The following is an 18,719-nucleotide window of genomic DNA, read 5'->3' as shown; positions in this document are numbered from 1 at the left end:
GGCATGACCAGAATTCTGACTTTCGCCCTTCTCGTTCTGGCGCTCGGTTTCGGCTTCTCCTGGCTGGCAGACCGGCCGGGCGTGCTTTCCATCGTCTGGCAGGGCCAGCTGATCGAAATGAGCCTGATGGTCGCCGCCTCCATCATCGCAGCACTGGTTGCGGCCGTCATGCTGGTCTGGTGGATTGTCAACGCCATCTGGACCTCACCCAATGCCGCCCGCCGTTATTTCCGTGCCCGCAAGCGCGACCGCGGTTATCAGGCGCTCTCCACCGGCCTCATCGCCGCCGGGGCCGGCAATGCCATCCTCGCCCGCAAGATGACGGCCCGCACGCAAGGATTGCTCAGCGCCGACCAGGAACCACTGATCCACCTCCTCGATGCGCAGGCCGATCTCATCGAAGGCAAATATGACGAGGCGCGCCGCAAGTTCGAAGCCATGGCCCGCGATCCCGAGACCCGCGAGCTTGGCCTTCGCGGCCTTTACATCGAAGCCCGTCGTCAGGGCGCTTATGAGGCCGCCCAGCAATATGCCGAGGACGCGGCGGAAAAAGCCCCCTATCTGCCCTGGGCAGCACAGGCGACGCTGGAAAATCGTTGTCGCAACGGACAATGGGATGACGCGATCCGTCTGCTGGACCAGCAGAAGGCGGCCAGCGTCATCGAACGCGGCGAAGCGGAACGCCTGAAAGCCGTGCTTCTCACCGCCAAGGCCGGCGAAAAGCTGGAAAGCGATCCTGTCGGTGCGCGCGAGGATGCCAAGCACGCTCTGAAGCTCGCAAAAAGCTTGGTCCCGGCAGCTCTGATCGCGGCAAGGTCCTATTTGCGCGAAGACAATCTGCGCAAGGCCGCCACGGTTCTGGAGCCCGTGTGGAAAAACGATCCACATCCGCAGATCGCCGAACTTTATGTCCGCGCCCGCAGCGGCGATACCGCCATCGACCGGCTGAAACGCGCCGAGCGGCTCGAGAGCCTGAAACCCAACAATATCGAATCCCTGTTCGCCGTCGCGCAGGCAGCACTCGACGCAAAGGAATTCGCCAAGGCGCGGGCCAAGGCTGAAGCCGCAGCCCGGATCGAGCCGCGCGAGAGCATCTTCCTGCTGATGGCCGATATTGAGGAAGCGGAAACCGGCGATCAGGGCCGGGTTCGCTACTGGATGGCGCAGGCGCTGCGCGCGCCGCGCGATCCGGCCTGGGTGGCCGATGGCATCGTCTCTGAGAAATGGCTGCCGGTTTCGCCCGTCACGGGCCGTCTCGATGCCTTCGAATGGAAAGCGCCTTTTGGCCAGCTCGAAGGTCCCGTCGAAGACCTGACAATCGAAAATGCGATTGCCGCCGCACCCGCAAGGGCCGAACCGGTTGCGAAAACAATCGTCGTTGAAGCTGCTCCCGAGCCTCGCACGGAGCCGAAGCCCGCTCCCGCCACACCGATAGAGGTGGCGCCGACCGTAGCGGTTCCCAAGGAGAAAAAACCCGTTACGATCGAAGCGCCGGTTGAAACCGAAGCTGCGGATGAAAAGGCGGAGGCCGTACCCTTTTTTGGCGGCGCACCGGATGATCCCGGCGTCAAGAAACCCGGCGCGGAAGCCGAACCCAAGACCCGGCTCAAACTCTTCTGACCAACAGGATATCGATGCTCAACCGGATTCAGTCGTTTATTCAGAACCTCGTCGGTCCGCATGCGGATGATTTCAGCCCTGATGATCTGAGGGTGGCGGTGGCCGCCCTCTGTTTTCAGGTGATGGAAGCGGACGGCACTGTCTCGAAAAGCGAGCGTGACCGGCTGCGTGAAATCCTGCAGGACTATTATCATCTCGATTCCGGCAAGCTGGATGCGCTTCTTGACGCCGGTCAGGAGGCTGGCAAGGAAGCCGTCGATTATTACCGCTTCACCACCGATATACGCCGTCATCTCGACGAAGATCAGCGCGTGGAGCTTATTGGCATATTATGGGATATTGTTTACGCTGACGGCGAACGAAGCGAAATGGAAGACCATGTGATCTGGCGTGTTGCCGATCTGCTCGGTGTTTCTGTGCGCGACAGGGTTCTGCAACGTCAGCAGGCCGCCACGAGGTCCGGGCCCGCTGAAGAAAGCGAAAACGAAGACGATGCTGTTTGACCCTTCCAGGCAACAGAAAGAACAACCTTCGCTGCTCATCGTCCTGCATCAGGAACGTTCCACGCCCGGCCGCGTCGGCCAGATGCTGGTGGAAAAGGGGTATCGTCTGGATATAAGACGGCCCGCACTCGGCGACGACCTGCCGCAAACGCTCGAGAAACACGCGGGCGCCATCATCTTTGGCGGCCCGATGAGCGCCAACGATTCTCATGACTACGTCAAAGCCGAAATCGACTGGCTGAAGGTGCCGCTGAAGGAGAACAAGCCTTTTCTCGGCATCTGTCTCGGCGCGCAGATGCTGTCCAAACATCTGGGCGGCAAGGTCGAGGCCGACAGGGAGGGCAAGGTGGAAATCGGCTGGTATCCGCTCCATCCCACCGAACATGGGCGACTTCTGATGCCGCACTGGCCGAAGATGGTCTATCATTTCCACCGCGAAGGCTTCGATTTGCCGCACGGAGCCGAACTTCTGGCCTCGGGCGAAACCTATCCCAATCAGGCCTATCGCTATGGAAAAAATGCCTGGGGCCTGCAGTTTCACGCAGAACTGACCCGCGCCATGATGCACAGCTGGGTGGTTCGCGGCGCGCAGCGTTTCGGCATGCCCAATGCGCAGGTCGGCAGCCAGCATCTGGAAGGCCGCATGCTGTTCGACACGCCGCTCAGGGCATGGCTCGGCAATTTTCTCGATCTGGTTTTTGAGGGCAAGGCGCAGCGCTGAAGCCCGTCGCCGTCAGCGCGGCGCGTCCAGATTGTCGATCTTGCGCAGCTTGGAGAAACCGAGCGCCCAGATGACCGCCACGGCAAGCGTACCGGCTCCGCCGATGACGACTGCCGGAACGGCCCCCACAACATGAGCCATGGTGCCGGCACGGAACTCGCCCAGCTCATTGGAGGCTCCGACGAACACCATGTTCACCGCATTCACACGCCCGCGCACCTCATCCGGCGTCCAGAGCGCAATCAGGGTTTCGCGCACATACACCGACACCATGTCTGACGCGCCCATGACCACCAGCGCCGCGATGGACAGCCAGGCCGTTTCCGAAAGCCCGAACACCACGGTGGAAATGCCGAAGAGACCGACACCAACGAACATCAGCAGGCCGGCATGATGGCGGATGGGCTTAAACGCCAGAATGACCGCAACGGTGATGGCCCCGATGCCGGGTGCGGCGCGCAGAAGCCCGAGCCCCCATGGCCCCAGCGTCAGCACCTCCTTCGCGAAAATAGGCATCAACGCAACGGCGCCACCCAGCAGGACTGCAAAAAGATCGAGCGAGATCGCACCGAGGACGATTTTTTCCTGCGAGATGAACTTGAACCCGGCGAGCATGGTTTCAAGGCTGATGGCTTTCGCCGGGCCGCGCTGCTCCGGCTTGCGGATTGTCACCGCCAGTATCGCCGATACGATAAAGAGCACGAATGCCACGCTATAGGCGACAGAAGCGCCAAGGCCATAAAGCAAGCCACCGGCAACGGGGCCGAGAATGGATGCCATCTGCCAGGAAGAGGAATTCCAGGCGATCGCGTTCGGCAAATCCTCGACAGGCACGAGATTGGGCGCCAGCGACTGAACCGCCGGCCCCATGAAGGCCCGCTCAATGCCAAAGACGACGAGAATGGCGAAGACCGGCCAGGGGGAAAAACGGTGCGCCAGCGTAAGACCCAGAAGAGCCACGGCACACAGCGCGGCGATCAGCAGGCATATGGCCATGATGCGCCGGCGATTGTGCCGATCGGCAACCGTTCCGGTGACGAGGATCAGAAGCAGCGATGGCAGGAACTGGAAAAGACCGATCAGGCCGAGATAAAAGGCATTACCGGTCACCTCATACATCTGCCAGCCAACGGAGACGCTGACGATCTGGATGGCGAAGGCCGAGAAAAACCGGGCGCTGAAGAAACGGCGATAGGAACTATGCCGGAATGCGCCGAAGCGGTTTTCGGCAGAAGGCAGGGACATCGGCTGGGTGCTCGCGAGACAATATGAGATGTTTGCAATAGAGCGATATGACAAGAATCGCCAGCCATATTGGCGCAACACTTGCCGGTTCGCGCGTCAATGTCTAAATGTCTTGCAACCAAGATACGGAGATATTGATGCTTGCCCTGTTTCAGACCATCGATCTGGCCTTGAACCTCTACACCTGGGTGCTGATCGCCAGCGCCATTTTTTCCTGGCTTTATGCCTTCAACGTCATCAATTCCCGCAACCAGTTCGTGAATGCCATCGGCAGCTTTCTGTTCAATGTCACGGAACCGGTTCTGCGCCCCATCCGCCGCATTCTGCCCAATCTCGGCGGTATCGATATTTCGCCGATCATCGTGCTCTTGATCATCTTCTTCATCCGCTCCTTCATGTGGAATACGCTTTACCCGATGGTCGCGTGAGCGGTTGCTGGCAGAAGCACAGCGGTCATATCCGCCTGTCCGTTCGCCTCACCCCGAATGGCGGGCGGGACGCCATTGACGGCGTGGAACAGGATGCGGACGGGAATAGCCATCTGAAAGCCCGTGTCAGCGCCGTGCCGGAAGGCGGCAAGGCAAACAAGGCCCTTATTGTTTTGCTGGCGAAAAAACTTGGGCTACCCAAATCCTCCATCGGCTTCGTTTCAGGCGAAACAGCGCGCAAAAAAATCCTCCGGATCGATACCGACCCGGAGGATTTCGAAGAGCTGTTTAAAAAGCTCGAAAACTAGATCAGCCCTGCGCCTTGTAGCGCTCGATGGCTTCGACGATCAGCTTCTTGGCAACGTCGACATCCTGCCAGCCGCCCATCTTCACCCACTTGCCGGGTTCCAGATCCTTGTAGTGCTCGAAGAAATGCTCGATCTGCTTCAGCGTGATTTCCGGCAGGTCGGTGTAATTATTGACCTTGTCGTAGCGGCGCGTCAGCTTCGGAACCGGCACGGCGAGAATCTTCTCGTCCTTGCCGCCATCATCTTCCATGATCATCACGCCGATGGGGCGGACATTGATCACACAGCCGGGAACCAGCGGGCGGGTGTTGCAGATGAGAACGTCGATCGGATCACCATCGTCCGACAGGGTATGCGGCACGAAACCATAGTTACCCGGATAGGTCATCGGCGTGTAGAGGAAGCGATCGACGATCAGCGCACCGGCATCCTTGTCCATCTCGTACTTGATCGGATGGCCACCGACCGGCACTTCAACGATAACATTTACGTCTTCCGGCGGATTCTTGCCTACGGAAATTGCATCGATACGCATTCGCTTCCCTCATTCGACGGGTTGGATTTGGTTTTCGATACTGGGAAAGTCGCCGCATTGCAACATGGCTTTGGGCGGATAAGGCAGAATGCAGGATTTGAGGCTATCGCAATTGCGCATGGCCGCCACGAAAAGAAAACGGCGTGAAATCCACCGGACGCTCTCGTCAGTTCCAGACAAAACCGACCTTGCGCAGCGAAGTGCCGTCGAAATCCTCCATGCCCTCGGCAATATCGCGGCCGCCATGCGAGCGGAAAAACCGATTGGCGACATCGCTGTCCTCGAGGCACCAGACAACAATGCCGTTGCAGCCAAGCGAGGTCAGCAGCCTGCGCGCTTCCGTAAACAGCAGCGAGCCAAGACCGATACCCTGATATTCCGGGCGAAGATAAAGTTCGTAGATCTCGCCGTCATGCGGCAGCCCACGCGCCCGGCTGAGGCCAAGCGTCGCGTATCCGGCGACCACACCGGCCACCTCCACCACCAGCATGGTTGCGGAACCCTTGGTCGCCTTCTTCCACCAAATCTCGCCACGACGCTCCAGCATCTGCGTCAACGGCCTGTGCGGTATAAGCCCCGCATAGGCCTGTTGCCACGACAGGCGGTGCGCCTCGGAAATGGCGCGCGCATCATGCGGCTCGGCACGGCGAACATCGATGGATAACGTTTTCATAACGCGATTCTGGCCCCGGCCACGGAAACTTGCCAGTCATAAAGGTTAACGCCGGCGAGCTTACCCACAGCCTATTCATGTGGACGACCGATAAAAATTAACGCATCCTTAACCTTCGGCACAAGCGCCTTTCGACTCATGCACACATAAAAACGAATGCATAAAAAAACCCGGCGCGAAGCCGGGTTTTTCGAAAGCAGGGATCGAACCGATCAGCTGGCGGCAAGCTTTGCCTTTTCGAAGCGCTTGCGGTCGTTCGGGTCGAGGTAGAGCTTGCGAAGACGGATCGACTTCGGCGTGACTTCAACGAGCTCGTCATCCTGGATCCAGGACAGCGCGCGCTCCAGCGTGAACTTGATCGGCGGCGTGAGCTTCACGGCCTCATCCTTGCCGGCGGCGCGGATGTTGGTCAGCTTCTTGCCCTTCAGCACGTTCACGTCGAGGTCGTTGTCACGGCTGTGAATGCCGATGATCATGCCCGCATAAACCTTTTCGCCGGCGTCGATGATCATCGGGCCGCGATCTTCAAGGTTGAACAGGGCATAGGCAACGGCTTCGCCCGACTCGTTCGACAGCAGAACGCCGTTGACGCGGCCGCCGATCTCACCCTTGTAAGGCTGGTAGTCGTGGAACAGACGGTTCATCACGGCCGTGCCGCGCGTGTCGGTCAGAAGTTCCGACTGGTAACCGATCAGGCCGCGGGTCGGCGCGAAGAAGACCAGACGGACGCGGTTGCCACCCGAAGGACGAAGCTCGACCATCTCGGCCTTGCGCTCAGACATCTTCTGAACGACGACGCCGGAATGTTCCTCATCCACGTCGATCACGACTTCTTCGACCGGCTCCATCAGCTGGCCGTTTTCATCCTTGTGCATGACAACGCGCGGACGCGACACGGCAAGTTCGAAGCCTTCGCGGCGCATGTTTTCGATCAGAACCGCCAGCTGCAATTCGCCGCGGCCAGACACGAAGAACGAATCCTTGTCGGCGGATTCCTCGATCTTCAGCGCAACGTTGCCTTCGGCTTCCTTGAACAGACGGTCGCGAATGACGCGGCTCGTGACCTTGTCGCCTTCGGTGCCGGCAAGCGGCGAATCGTTGACGATGAAGGACATGGTGACGGTCGGCGGATCGATCGGCTGCGCCTGCATGGGTTCCATGACGGCGGGATCACAGAAAGTATCGGCGACGGTGCCCTTGGAGAGACCGGCGATGGCGACGATATCGCCCGCATGGGCTTCCTCGATGGAGGTGCGCTCAATGCCGCGGAAAGCGAGGATCTTCGAGATACGACCGTTTTCGATCAGCTTGCCGTCCTGGCCGAGAACCTTGACCGCCTGGTTCGGCTTGATCGAACCGGAAGCGATACGGCCGGTGATGATGCGGCCGAGGAAGTTGTTGGCTTCAAGGATCGTGCCGATCATGCGGAACGGGCCTTCTTCGACCTTGGGCTCGGGCACGTGCTTGACGACGAGATCGAGAAGCGGCGCAAGACCCTCATCGGTCGGGCCTTCCGGATTGACGTTCATCCAGCCGGAGCGGCCGGAACCGTAAAGGATCGGGAAGTCGAGCTGCTCGTCGGTGGCGTCGAGAGCCGCGAAGAGGTCGAACACCTCGTTGACGACTTCCTCGTGGCGGGCATCCGGACGGTCGATCTTGTTGATGGCAACGATCGGGCGAAGACCAACCTTCAGCGCCTTGCCGACCACGAACTTGGTCTGCGGCATCGGGCCTTCGGCAGCGTCGACGAGAACAATGGCGCCATCCACCATCGACAGGATACGCTCGACCTCACCGCCGAAGTCGGCGTGGCCGGGGGTGTCGACGATGTTGATGCGGGTATCTTTCCACTCGATCGAGGTCGCCTTGGCGAGAATGGTGATGCCGCGCTCTTTTTCGATGTCGTTGGAATCCATCACGCGTTCCATCACGCGCTGGTTTTCACGGAACGAACCGGATTGCTTCAGAAGCTCGTCAACAAGCGTCGTTTTTCCATGGTCAACGTGCGCGATGATCGCGATGTTGCGAAGTGCCATTGTTTAAAATCTCTGAGGTTGGGCGCTATATTGATGAGAAACGCCAATTTAGTTTGGCGCGCTCATAACCTTTTTTTTGCAAATGCGAAAGGGGGGCTCATGTCATAAGCCCCCTGCGCCCAGCTTCTAGCTCAGAATTATGACAGTCTCTTATAGGAGACCGCGCTTCGAAAGCATGGCATCCGGGCTCGGCATCTTGCCACGAAAGGCGAGATAAGCCTCCTCGGGATCGATCGAGCCGCCGACGGAATAGATATTGTCCTTCAGCCGGCGCGCCATCTCGCCGTCAAAGGCATCGCCGGTTTCCTCGAAAGCCGAAAAGGCGTCGGCGTCCAGCACTTCCGACCACATGTAGGAATAATAGCCGGCGGAGTAGCCGTCGCCCGAGAAAACATGCTGGAAATGCGGTGTCGCATGGCGCATGACGATGGACTTCGGCATCTGGAGCGCGGCCAGAACCTCCCCTTGCACGGCCATCGGATCGGCAACGCTGTCGCGCGTGTGGAACGCCATGTCGACGATCGCCGAGGAGGTGAACTCCACCGTGCTGAAACCGGCATTAAAGGTCTGCGCGGCCAGAACCTTGTCCAGCAGCACCTTCGGCATTGGCGCGCCCGTGTCATAATGCAGGGCGTATTTTTCGAGAATTTCCGGCACCGTCAGCCAATGTTCGTAAAGCTGCGACGGCAATTCGACGAAATCACGCGAGACACCCGTTCCGGAAACGGAAGGGTAAGTGACATCAGACAGCATGCCATGCAACGCGTGGCCGAATTCGTGAAACAGCGTGCGCGCATCGTCAAGCGAAAGCAGCGCCGGTTTGCCCTCGGCCGGTTTGGCGAAATTGCAGACATTGTAGATGATCGGAATTTCACCGACGGTGCCGTTCTTCAAGGGCAGCTTGTGCTGCGACTGGAACGAACTCATCCATGCACCGGATCGTTTGGAGGGGCGGGCGAAATAATCGCCGAGGAACATGGCCTTCAGACCGCCCTTTTCGTCGCGGATTTCGAAAACCCGCACGTCGGGGTGATAGGCGGCAACGCCCTTGACCTCGACCGCTCGAACCCCAAACAGCCGCCCGGCCACATCGAAGCAGGCCTCGATGATCTTTTCCAGCTGCAGATAGGGCTTCAATTCCGCCTCCGAGAAGCTGAATTTCCGTGCCCTCAGCTTTTCGGCATAGTGGCGCCAGTCCCACGGCAGCACCTCGTGATTTCTGCCCTCCTCGGCAATGATGGCAGCAAGTTCAGCCTCTTCCTCGCCCGCGCGGCGCACGGCCTTTTCCCAGACCTGACCGAGAAGGCCGTTCACGGCATCGGGCGTCTTTGCCATCGTGTCATCAAGCTTGTAGGCGGCGAAATTGGCGTATCCGAGAAGTTTTGCCTTCTCCTCGCGCAGTTCGAGCGTGCGCTGGACGATCTCGCGATTGTCGGTCTCGCCGCCATTCTCACCGCGCGCCACCCAGGCCTTGAATGCCTGTTCGCGCAGATCGCGACGTTCGGAGAAGGTCAGGAAGGGCTCGATGATGGAGCGCGAAAGCGTGACGGCGAATTTGCCGTCCTCACCATGCTCACGGGCGGCACCCGCCATTGCATCGCGCAGAAAACCGGGAATGCCGGCCAGCTCCTCCTCCGTGGAAAGCAGAAGCTTCCAGTTCTTCTCGTCCGCCAGCACATTCTGCCCGAATTTGGCGCCGAGACCGGCAAGCTCTTCATTGATCGCCGCAAGCCGCTCCTGCCGGTCTTTCGGCAATTTTGCGCCAGAGCGTACGAAACCCTTCCAGTGCCGTTCGAGAACACGCTTTTCCTCGCCCGTCAGCCCGAGCGCCTCGCGCTTTTCCCACAATGAATCGATGCGCTTGAACAGTGCTTCGTTCATGCCGATCTTGGAATAATGCCGCGACATTTTCGGCGCGATCTCCCGCTCAAGCGTCTGGATCACCCCATTGGTATTGGCCCCCGCCCTGTTCCAGAACAGCGCCGAAATACGCGAGAGATCATCGCCGGCGATTTCGAGTGCGGTCACCGTGTTTTCGAAACTCGGGGCCTGCGTATTTCCGGCAATCGCATCGATTTCCTGTTCATGGGACAGAAGTGCGGCCTCGAAAGCCGGCGCGAAATCCTCATCCTTGACCGCATCGAATCTCGGCAGACCATTGAGGCCGTTCCAGTGAACGAGTGCGGGATAAAGCGCGGTCTTGGATGGCATTTCATCTTCCTTGTACAATTCCGGTTTAAGCCCATATGGGCACGCCTCCACCACCAATTCAATACGCCGTAATTTGGTGTGGAATATGCGATCACCATCACGGCAAAGTATTGACCGAAGCGATGGTGTCGTGATCTGGTTTCTTGAAACAATATCCCATGATGGAGATATGTATTATGGAGATTTATTCTTTAAGGTCCTCTAATAATTTCCTTTTCAGGGACAATTCCCGAAATGCCAGATCCGTGGGCAGCGCCGATTTCGGCAAGGCTCCCAAATCCGACGCAGGTCCGGGCTTCGAGGAAACTGTAAAACGTATCGACTTCACCCGCGTCAGCCCGCACGAATTGCGGGAAATTGCCCGGGAATATTATGATATGGGGAAAATCAGCCAGGATACGTGGCTTGAGCTTTCGTCCGAACTGCCGACGCAGACGCTGAATGCCAATGGCGAGGTGATCGATATAACCGAAGTGACCGACGATACGGATTTCAACTTCGTCGCCTATTTTTCCGACCGGGCCGAGATTGCCCGCTCCATCGGCACCGCAGATGAAGTGGAAAAAATGCAGGATGTCCTGTCTTTTTTTGCTTTGGTGTAATGATCATCGACTATGCTGGCGGCCATCCCGCAACCGAACTGACGAATACTTTACTCGATTTTCGACAATATGATTTGTGCACCATTGATTATCGCCCGGAATTTAGTAAGGCTGACTTACGAAAAGGCGAAGCATGGGCACGAAGCGCGAAAAAGATTCACTGGCATTTCTGCTGAACAGCGGCGCACGTCTGCTGAACAGTGCATTTGAACGCCGTATTTCCGAAGCTGGACTGGGCCTGACCCCCGGTGAAGCGCGTGCATTACTGACGGTTGCGGTCGTTGATGGCAGCAAACAGTCGGATATTGCCGCCCGCCTCGGCATCGAGCCGATGACGATCTGCGCCTATCTCGACAAGCTGCAATCTCTCGATCTCATCGAGCGCCAGCAGGACCCGCAGGACAGGCGTTCCAAACGTATCGTGCTGACGAAATCCTCCACCGAGATGCTGGAAGCCGTCCGCCAGGAAATCGATGAACTTGTCCGTCAGGCCACACAGGGCCTGAACGAGGAAGAAGTCGTGCTCTTTCGCAGCTTCCTGCAGACCCTTCGCAACAATCTGCAGCCGGAACAGCCGGGCCAGAACAGCTGACTGCAATGTCGCCAGAACCGATCATGTCCACAAAGCGCACGGCAATACTCGGCGCGTTGCTGACGGCTCTGGCGCCCATTTCCATGGCGATCTACACGCCGGCCATGCCGGAACTGACGCGGGTTTTCAGCACCACGGAAGCTGCCGTCAAACTCAGCCTCTCGCTTTATTTTGCCGGTTTCGCCATGGCGCAGCTGCTCGCCGGACCGGCCTCCGATGCCTTCGGCCGGAAAAAGGCGAGCCTCGTCTTCCTGTCCGTCTTTCTCGGTGGCGGGCTGCTTGCCGTTTTCGCCCCAACGATCGAAGTGCTGCTCTTCGCCCGGCTGGTGCAGGGCATCGGCGCCTCCGTCGGCATGACGGTGGCGCGCGCCGTGGTGCGTGACCAGTTCACCGGCGCTGAAGCATCCAGCATCATGAACCTCATCGGCATCATGCTGGCCGTCGGCCCCGCCATGGGACCGACGATCGGCGGGCTTTCGCTTGCGGCCTTTGGCTGGAAGTCTGTGTTCTTTCTGATGGCCGGCCTGGGAGCCATCGCCATCGTCTCCGTGTTGGTTTTTCTGCGCGAAACGACGATCCCGGACAAAAGCCTGATACGCCCCCGCCGGCTTCTCACCGCCTATGGCACCTTGCTGACCGAGCCACGATTTCTGCTCGCCGCACTGGTACTCGGCGGCTCCATCGGCGCGCTTTATGCGCAGGCGACCATGCTGACCTTCATCCTCATCGGCGAAGTGGGCATGACACCCACCGCCTTCGGCATCGGCATGCTGATGCAGACCGGCGCTTACTTCTTCGGCTCCATTGCCCTGCGTTATATCGCACCGAGGCTGGGTGACCGCCGCTCGGTCATGCTCGGCCTCTGTTTTTCAGGGTCAGGCGGTCTCCTCATCCTGCTGTCGGTATTCCTGATACCACCGTCCTTCTTCTCGATCATGGCGCCCGTGGCGGTCGCGACGGTCGGCATCGCTTTGCTGACACCCTCGATGGTGACGGCCGCCCTTGCCCCCTTTCCGCATATTGCCGGTTCTGCATCGGCGATGATGGGTTTCATCCAGATGGGATCGGGCTTTGCGGGCGGTGCTGCGGCTTCGCTCATCGGTTCGCCGCTGACCGGCTTCGGCATCATCATCCCGGTGATGGAATTCACAGCCATTGCCAGCTATATCGGCTTCCGCATCGTTTCCAGAAGAGAGACATAAAAAACCCGCCGGCGTCGCCGCCAGCGGGTTCCTGTTTTTATCTAAGCTGAATTACTTGCTGAGATTACGCTTGGCCAGCGTGCGAAGACGCAGCGCATTGAGCTTGATGAAGCCCGCCGCATCCTTCTGATCGTAGGCGCCGTGGTCGTCTTCGAAGGTTACCAGCGCGTCGGAATAGAGCGATTTTTCGCTCTCGCGGCCGGTAACCATGACATTGCCCTTGTAGAGCTTCAGCGTCACTTCGCCTTCCACATGTTCCTGGCTCTTGTCGATCAGGGCCTGCAGCATTTCGCGCTCCGGCGAGAACCAGAAGCCGTAATAGATGAGTTCAGCGTAACGCGGCATCAGATCGTCTTTCAGATGCGCGGCACCCCGGTCGAGCGTGATGGATTCGATGGCGCGATGTGCGGCAAGCAGGATGGTGCCGCCGGGTGTTTCATAAACGCCGCGCGACTTCATGCCGACGAAACGGTTCTCGACCAGATCAAGACGGCCGATGCCGTTTTCACGGCCGTAATTGTTCAGCGTCGCCAGAAGCGTGGCGGGCGACATTTCGACGCCGTTGATGGAGCAGGCATCGCCCTTGCGGAAACCGACCTTGATGACGGTCGCCTTGTCCGGAGCCGCTTCCGGGGAAATGGTGCGCATATGCACATATTCCGGCGCTTCCTGTGCCGGATCTTCCAGAACCTTGCCCTCGGAAGACGAGTGCAGCAGGTTGGCGTCGACGGAGAAAGGCGCCTCGCCCTTCTTGTCCTTGGCGACCGGGATCTGGTGCTGTTCGGCGAAGTTCAGGAGGTCGGTACGGCTCTTGAACGTCCAGTCGCGCCAGGGCGCGATAATCTTGATATCAGGGTTCAGCGCATAGGCCGAAAGCTCGAAACGGACCTGGTCGTTGCCCTTGCCCGTGGCGCCATGGGCAATGGCGTCGGCGCCGGTCTTCCTGGCGATTTCGATCAGATGCTTGGAAATCAGCGGGCGGGCAATCGAGGTGCCGAGCAGGTAGACGCCTTCATAAACGGCGTTGGCGCGGAACATCGGGAACACGAAATCACGCACGAATTCTTCGCGGACGTCCTCGATGAAGATTTCCTTGATGCCCAGCATCTCGGCCTTCTTGCGCGCCGGCTCAAGCTCTTCGCCCTGGCCGAGATCGGCAGTGAAGGTCACGACTTCAGCGCCGAGTTCCGTCTGAAGCCATTTCAGGATGATCGAGGTGTCGAGACCGCCGGAATAGGCGAGAACGACTTTCTTAACGTCTTTCGGAAGTGCCATAATGATGTCCATCTGCATGATGACGGCATCCGCGTACCGCCATTTCCTTGGGATTTCGGCACTTTTACAGTGCAACCCGAAATGTGTGAAGCGCTTTTCCGTGAGATAAGCGACAAAACAATTGATGGGGACGTCTGGCGACGGGTGATGACCGGCCGTGCTGATGGGAACGAGGCGATTGTCACATGCATTTAGAAAATTCGCGCTTTATCATGAAGCGGCGCGATCGACTTGAAGACCGTGAATGAAGCCAGTGAGGTTCAGGCAACGTTGCAAACCGCTGGAAACAGCAGAAACGACGCGAAGGAGAAACCTATGACGACCATCCACCCCGCATTCAAGGAAGATAATGTCGCTGTCATAACAGGTGCGGCATCCGGCATCGGACTTGCCGCCGCCCGCAAATTTGCGAGTTTCGGCATGAGTGTCGTGCTCGTCGATCTCGACGGTGAAAAGCTCGCCGCAGCGCATGCGGATATTCTGACCGTCGCCAGGGACGGCGAAGCGCAGATCGTCGCCATCCCGACCGACGTATCGAAACTCGATGAACTGGAGGCGCTGGAACGCGCCGTGATCCAGCGTTTCGGACGTGTCCACGTCCTCATGAACAATGCCGGCATCCAGCCGGGTAGCGCCATTTTCGGACCACAGGCCAATTGGGAAAAAATCATCGGCGTCAACCTGATGGGCGTGGTGAACGGCAGCCGCGTCTTCGGCCAGGGCATGATCGCCCATGGCGAGCCGGCGCTCATCATCAATACCGGCTCGAAACAGGGCATCACCACGCCTCCCGGTGATCCGGCCTATAATGTCTCGAAGTCCGGCGTCAAAACCTTCACGGAAGCGCTTCAGCACGAGTTGCGCAACAGCCCGAACGGCTCGGTTTCCGCCCACCTTCTGATCCCCGGTTTCGTCTTCACGGGTTTGACCGCCCATGACAGGACGGAAAAACCGGAGGGCGCATGGACCGGTGAACAGACCGTCGACTTCATGATCGAGAGCATCGGCCGGGGCGATTTTTATATTCTCTGCCCCGACGGCGAGGTAGACCGCCCGACGGATGAAAAGCGCATTCTCTGGGCGGCCCAGGACATCGTCCAGAACCGCCCGCCGCTGTCGCGCTGGCATGCGGAATATTCCGCCGCTTTCACCAGCTTCCTGAAAAACTGAAGTTCCGACCGCCGCGCTCTATAGGGTGCGGCGGCTCCCCGCCCCCATCCGGCGACGTAAGCGCAAAACCATTGGCAGAAACACGAAATCGCGTTAAGCAACGGCAATCTTGAGCTTTCATGGGTGCCGCGATGGATTTTGTTCCAAGCCTGCCAACACTTGTCGCCTTTACCATCGCCATTCTGCTGCTGGCGGTGACCCCGGGGCCTGACATGACGCTCTGGATCAGCCGTTCGTTGCGCGAGGGCCGGGCGGCGGGTTTCATGACGCTGGTCGGAACCAATATCGGCATCACCGTGCATACGATGCTGGTCGCCTTCGGCGTCGCCGCCCTCATCGTCGCCTCGCCGACAGCCTTCATGATCCTGAAAACCGGCGGGGCCGCCTATCTGGTCTGGCTCGCCATTCAGGCCGTGCGCAAGGGTTCGGATTTCGTGATGGTGAAGACGGCAGGCGAAAAGCCGCAATCATCACTCAGATCAGCTCTGCTGAACGGTATCTGGGTCAATCTGCTGAACCCAAAGGTCATCATCTTCTTCATGACTTTCCTGCCGCAATTCGTCAGCGCTTCCGATCCGCATGTGACCGGCAAGCTGATCTTCCTCGGCATCTGGTCCATCATCGTGGCGCTGCCGATCGGCATCGGTATCGTCGTCGCCGCCGATGTCCTGTCCGCCTGGCTTCAGCGCAACCGGAAAGTTCTGCGCGGTCTGGATTACACGATTGCCGGCGTCTTTTCGCTCTTCGCCATCAAGATTTTCTTCACGCAAACGCGCTGAAGGCAAATAAAAAGGCGCCGGAAGGCGCCTTTTGAAATGGTCAGCCGATCAGCAACTCATCGTCATCAAGCGTCTGGCCGCGTATCTTGCGGAACATCTCGATCAGGTCTTCGACCTCAAGGTCCTTGCGGCTATCGCCGGACACATCGAGAACGATTTCGCCGGCATGCAGCATGATTGTGCGGGTGCCGTAATCCAGCGCCTGACGCATGGAATGGGTGACCATCAGCGTCGTCAGCTTGCGCTCCGACACCACCTTGCGGGTCAGCTCCATCACGAATTCCGCCATGCCGGGATCGAGTGCAGCCGTATGTTCATCCAGCAGCAGCACGTCCGAACCCGATAGCGTCGCCATGACCAGCGAAACCGCCTGCCTCTGCCCGCCGGACAGAAGATCCATACGATCCTTCAGGCGATTTTCCAGCCCGAGATTGAGCGAAGCGATCCGCTCCCTGAAGAAATCCCGACGGCCGCGCCCGAGCGCCGGCAGAAGACCACGACGCTCGCCACGGGACGCCGCAAGCGCCAGATTTTCCTCGATGGTGAGCGCGCCGCAGCTGCCCGCCAGCGGATCCTGAAACACGCGTGCCACCCGACCGGCCCGGCTGGCGGTCGGTTTGCGGGTAACGTCGGCGCCACCAATCATCACCTTACCCGCAGTCGGCAGAACATCGCCGGCCAAGACACCGAGAAGCGTGGATTTGCCCGCGCCATTGGAACCGATGACGGTGACGAAGGAACCATCTTCGATGGTGAGATCGATCTTGGCCAGAGCCTGCTTTTGCAGCGGCGTGCCACGCCCGAAGACGACCTGAATATCGGAAAGGGAAATCACGATGTTGCTCCCCCACGGCGCAGTCGGGGCAGGATCAATGCGATGGCCACCAATACCGCCGTTACGAAATTGAGATCGGATGCCTTGAGGCCCAGCACATCGCTCGACAGGGCAAGCTGGATGGCGAGACGATAGGCGATGGAGCCGAAAACACAGCCGATGAGCGCAATCAGAATGCCGCGTGCACCGAACAGCGTTTCGCCGATGATGACCGCCGCAAGCCCGACGACGATGGTGCCGACACCGGAGGTCACATCGGCAAAGCCATTGGTCTGCGCGAACAATGCGCCACCGAGGGCGACCAGCGCATTCGAAAGCGCCATGCCGAGATAGATCTGGTTGCCGGTCTTCACGCCCTGCGCCCGCGCCATCCGCGCATTGGCACCTGTCGCCCGCATGGCAAGACCCGCATCGCTTTCAAGAAAACGCCAGACGAGAATGACCGCGACCAGCACCAGCGCGCCGACGAAAAGCGGCCGCACCAGATATTCGGACAGGCCGAGGCCGTAAAACGGCGATATCATCGTATCCTGATTGAGCAGCGCCACATTCGGCTTTCCCATCACCCTGAGATTGACGGAAAACAGCGCGATCATCGTCAGGATCGAGGCAAGCAGGTTGAGGATTTTAAAACGCACGTTGAGCGTTGCGGTGACCATGCCCGCAGCGGCACCGGCAACCATCGCAACCGCCGTCGCGACCCAGGCGTTCAGACCGGCGATGATCAGCACGGCGGCCACAGCGGCGCCAAGCGGAAACGAACCGTCCACGGTCAGGTCAGGAAAATCAAGCACACGAAAAGCGAGATAGACGCCGATCGCCACGAAAGCGAAGACCAGTCCCAGCTCCACGGCACCCCAGAAGGCGATTTGGCTCACGGTAATGTCCTTGTTATTGCCGCCATCAGGCGGATACGGGCACCGTCTCGTGCCACGTAAAGCGGGCGGCGGAATTGCCGCCGCCCGCGATTCAGTCGGGTTTCAAGTTAGTCGATGACCTTGGTGGCGCGCTTCGTCACGCTTTCTGGGAAGGTGACGCCAACTTTTTCGGCAACCTTCTTGTTGATGACGAGATCGGTGCCGACAGCCACGGTTGCCGGAATGTCGCCCGGCTTTTCACCCTTGAGGATGCGGACAACAACCGCGCCGGTCTGTTTGCCAACGTCGAAATAGTTGAAGCCGAGGGCCGCAACCGCACCGCGCGCGACGGAATCCGTATCAGCGGCGTAAAGCGGGATCTTGGCTTCGCTCGCAACACCGGCTGCCGCCTCGAAAGCGGAAACGATGGTGTTGTCGGTCGGAACGTAGATCACGTCGGCCTTGCCGACCAGAGCACGGGTTGCGCCCTGAACTTCAGCCGATTTGGTGGCGACGGATTCGACGACCTTCAGACCAGCCTTGTCGGCTTCGGCCTTCAGCAGGGCGAGCGTCGAGGCGGAATTGGCTTCAGCCGAATTGTAAATGAAACCGATGGATTTGGCGTTCGGCGAGATTTCCTTGATGAGCGCCAGATGCTCGCCAACCGGCAGCATGTCGGAAAGACCGGTCACATTGCCGCCGGGCTTTTCCATGCTCTTGACGAGCTGTGCGCCGACCGGATCGGAGACGGCCGTGAAGACCACCGGAATGTCACGCGTGGCCGCAACGACGGCCTGGGCCGACGGCGTGGAAATCGGCACGATGACGTTGGGCGCGTCGCCGACGAACTGGCGGGCGATCTGCGCTGCGGTGCCGGGATTGCCCTGCGCGGACTCGTAAAGGAACTTGAGGTTCTCGCCTTCCTTGTAACCGGCCTCAGTAAGGGCCGCCTTGACGCCATCACGGGCAGCGTCAAGTGCCGGATGTTCGACGATGGCGGTGACGGCAACGGTGACGTTTTCAGCCTTGGCCGGCAGAACGATGGCGCTCGCAGCAGCGAGAGCCAGAATGAATGCGCGCATGGATATCCTCCTGTTGGTTCCCTGTTTTCGTCTTTCTAGGAACAA

General features: G+C 59.2%; 19 protein-coding genes. 10 read left to right on the top strand and 9 right to left on the bottom strand.

What is annotated here, in order from left to right; all coding sequences use genetic code 11:
- Positions 1-3: 3 nt before the first annotated feature.
- The 3 genes from N434_RS06380 to N434_RS06370 are packed head-to-tail and all read left to right on the top strand — an operon-like array spanning position 4 to position 2,844.
- On the top strand, positions 4-1,620 hold the full coding sequence (locus tag N434_RS06380) for a heme biosynthesis protein HemY (RefSeq protein ID WP_110756716.1): 1,617 nt from the start codon (positions 4-6) through the stop codon (positions 1,618-1,620).
- Positions 1,621-1,634: 14 nt separating this feature from the next.
- Positions 1,635-2,123 (top strand): tellurite resistance TerB family protein, encoded by a 489-nt coding sequence (locus N434_RS06375; RefSeq protein WP_065114283.1) that lies wholly within the window; start codon positions 1,635-1,637, stop codon positions 2,121-2,123.
- Complete coding sequence (locus N434_RS06370) at positions 2,113-2,844, top strand: glutamine amidotransferase (RefSeq protein ID WP_110756714.1); 732 nt, start codon at positions 2,113-2,115, stop codon at positions 2,842-2,844. The genes N434_RS06375 and N434_RS06370 overlap by 11 nt, the downstream gene beginning before the upstream one ends.
- 12 nt (positions 2,845-2,856) lie before the next feature.
- Here N434_RS06370 and N434_RS06365 read toward each other — a convergent pair whose 3' ends face one another.
- Positions 2,857-4,089, bottom strand: coding sequence for an MFS transporter (locus tag N434_RS06365; RefSeq protein ID WP_065114285.1), 1,233 nt, complete (start codon positions 4,087-4,089; stop codon positions 2,857-2,859).
- Between the two features lie 137 nt (positions 4,090-4,226).
- On the opposite strand from N434_RS06365, the gene N434_RS25730 reads away from it, so the two are divergent.
- Entirely contained in the window at positions 4,227-4,517 is a 291-nt protein-coding gene (locus N434_RS25730; RefSeq protein ID WP_003523487.1) for a YggT family protein, read from the top strand.
- Positions 4,514-4,825, top strand: coding sequence for a DUF167 domain-containing protein (locus N434_RS25725; RefSeq protein ID WP_174030566.1), 312 nt, complete (start codon positions 4,514-4,516; stop codon positions 4,823-4,825). The genes N434_RS25730 and N434_RS25725 overlap by 4 nt, the downstream gene beginning before the upstream one ends.
- 1 nt (position 4,826) lies before the next feature.
- On the opposite strand, the gene ppa is transcribed toward N434_RS25725, so the two are convergent.
- The 4 genes from ppa to N434_RS06340 all read right to left on the bottom strand — a co-directional run bounded on the left by ppa (position 4,827) and on the right by N434_RS06340 (position 10,280).
- On the bottom strand, positions 4,827-5,360 hold the full coding sequence (ppa, locus tag N434_RS06355) for an inorganic diphosphatase (RefSeq protein ID WP_004443856.1): 534 nt from the start codon (positions 5,358-5,360) through the stop codon (positions 4,827-4,829).
- Positions 5,361-5,526: 166 nt separating this feature from the next.
- Positions 5,527-6,033 carry a GNAT family N-acetyltransferase gene (locus tag N434_RS06350; RefSeq protein WP_065114287.1) on the bottom strand — a complete coding sequence of 169 codons (507 nt, stop codon included), beginning with the start codon at positions 6,031-6,033 and terminating at the stop codon, positions 5,527-5,529.
- A gap of 212 nt (positions 6,034-6,245) precedes the next feature.
- A complete protein-coding gene (typA, locus tag N434_RS06345; RefSeq protein WP_004443860.1) occupies positions 6,246-8,069 on the bottom strand; it encodes a translational GTPase TypA in 1,824 nt (607 codons plus the stop codon).
- Positions 8,070-8,219: 150 nt separating this feature from the next.
- Positions 8,220-10,280, bottom strand: coding sequence for a M3 family metallopeptidase (locus N434_RS06340; protein WP_110756863.1), 2,061 nt, complete (start codon positions 10,278-10,280; stop codon positions 8,220-8,222).
- Positions 10,281-10,525: 245 nt separating this feature from the next.
- On the opposite strand from N434_RS06340, the gene N434_RS06335 reads away from it, so the two are divergent.
- From N434_RS06335 to N434_RS06325, 3 genes are all read left to right on the top strand, one after another.
- Positions 10,526-10,882 carry a hypothetical protein gene (locus tag N434_RS06335; RefSeq protein WP_286172135.1) on the top strand — a complete coding sequence of 119 codons (357 nt, stop codon included), beginning with the start codon at positions 10,526-10,528 and terminating at the stop codon, positions 10,880-10,882.
- A gap of 133 nt (positions 10,883-11,015) precedes the next feature.
- The gene (locus tag N434_RS06330) at positions 11,016-11,474 is read left to right on the top strand and encodes a MarR family winged helix-turn-helix transcriptional regulator (protein ID WP_065114290.1); all 459 of its coding nucleotides are present in this window, start codon (positions 11,016-11,018) and stop codon (positions 11,472-11,474) included.
- A 5-nt stretch (positions 11,475-11,479) separates the two neighbouring features.
- Positions 11,480-12,676 carry a multidrug effflux MFS transporter gene (locus N434_RS06325; protein WP_181423892.1) on the top strand — a complete coding sequence of 399 codons (1,197 nt, stop codon included), beginning with the start codon at positions 11,480-11,482 and terminating at the stop codon, positions 12,674-12,676.
- 51 nt (positions 12,677-12,727) lie between these two features.
- Here the strand turns inward: N434_RS06325 and N434_RS06320 are convergent, their stop codons facing one another.
- Positions 12,728-13,951, bottom strand: a complete 1,224-nt coding sequence (locus N434_RS06320; protein ID WP_065116067.1) for an argininosuccinate synthase — start codon at positions 13,949-13,951, stop codon at positions 12,728-12,730.
- 315 nt (positions 13,952-14,266) lie between these two features.
- Between N434_RS06320 and N434_RS06315 the strand changes: the two genes are divergently transcribed.
- Together N434_RS06315 and N434_RS06310 are read left to right on the top strand one after the other, a co-directional pair.
- Positions 14,267-15,121 carry an SDR family NAD(P)-dependent oxidoreductase gene (locus N434_RS06315; RefSeq protein ID WP_110756861.1) on the top strand — a complete coding sequence of 285 codons (855 nt, stop codon included), beginning with the start codon at positions 14,267-14,269 and terminating at the stop codon, positions 15,119-15,121.
- Positions 15,122-15,252: 131 nt separating this feature from the next.
- Positions 15,253-15,900, top strand: coding sequence for a LysE family translocator (locus N434_RS06310; protein ID WP_110756859.1), 648 nt, complete (start codon positions 15,253-15,255; stop codon positions 15,898-15,900).
- A 40-nt stretch (positions 15,901-15,940) separates the two neighbouring features.
- On the opposite strand, the gene N434_RS06305 is transcribed toward N434_RS06310, so the two are convergent.
- The 3 genes from N434_RS06305 to N434_RS06295 form a co-directional block, all read right to left on the bottom strand.
- Entirely contained in the window at positions 15,941-16,735 is a 795-nt protein-coding gene (locus tag N434_RS06305) for an ABC transporter ATP-binding protein (protein WP_065114292.1), read from the bottom strand.
- Positions 16,732-17,613, bottom strand: a complete 882-nt coding sequence (locus N434_RS06300) for an ABC transporter permease (RefSeq protein ID WP_110756709.1) — start codon at positions 17,611-17,613, stop codon at positions 16,732-16,734. Before N434_RS06300 ends, N434_RS06305 begins: the two co-directional genes overlap by 4 nt.
- A 107-nt stretch (positions 17,614-17,720) precedes the next feature.
- Positions 17,721-18,674, bottom strand: coding sequence for an ABC transporter substrate-binding protein (locus N434_RS06295; protein ID WP_110756707.1), 954 nt, complete (start codon positions 18,672-18,674; stop codon positions 17,721-17,723).
- Between the last annotated feature and the right edge of the window lie 45 nt (positions 18,675-18,719).

The organism is Rhizobium sp. UGM030330-04 (assembly GCF_003208455.1).
GTDB lineage: Bacteria > Pseudomonadota > Alphaproteobacteria > Rhizobiales > Rhizobiaceae > Agrobacterium > Agrobacterium rhizogenes_A.
Note: the sequence above shows the minus strand (reverse complement) of the source record. Positions and strands in the feature narration are given on the sequence as shown.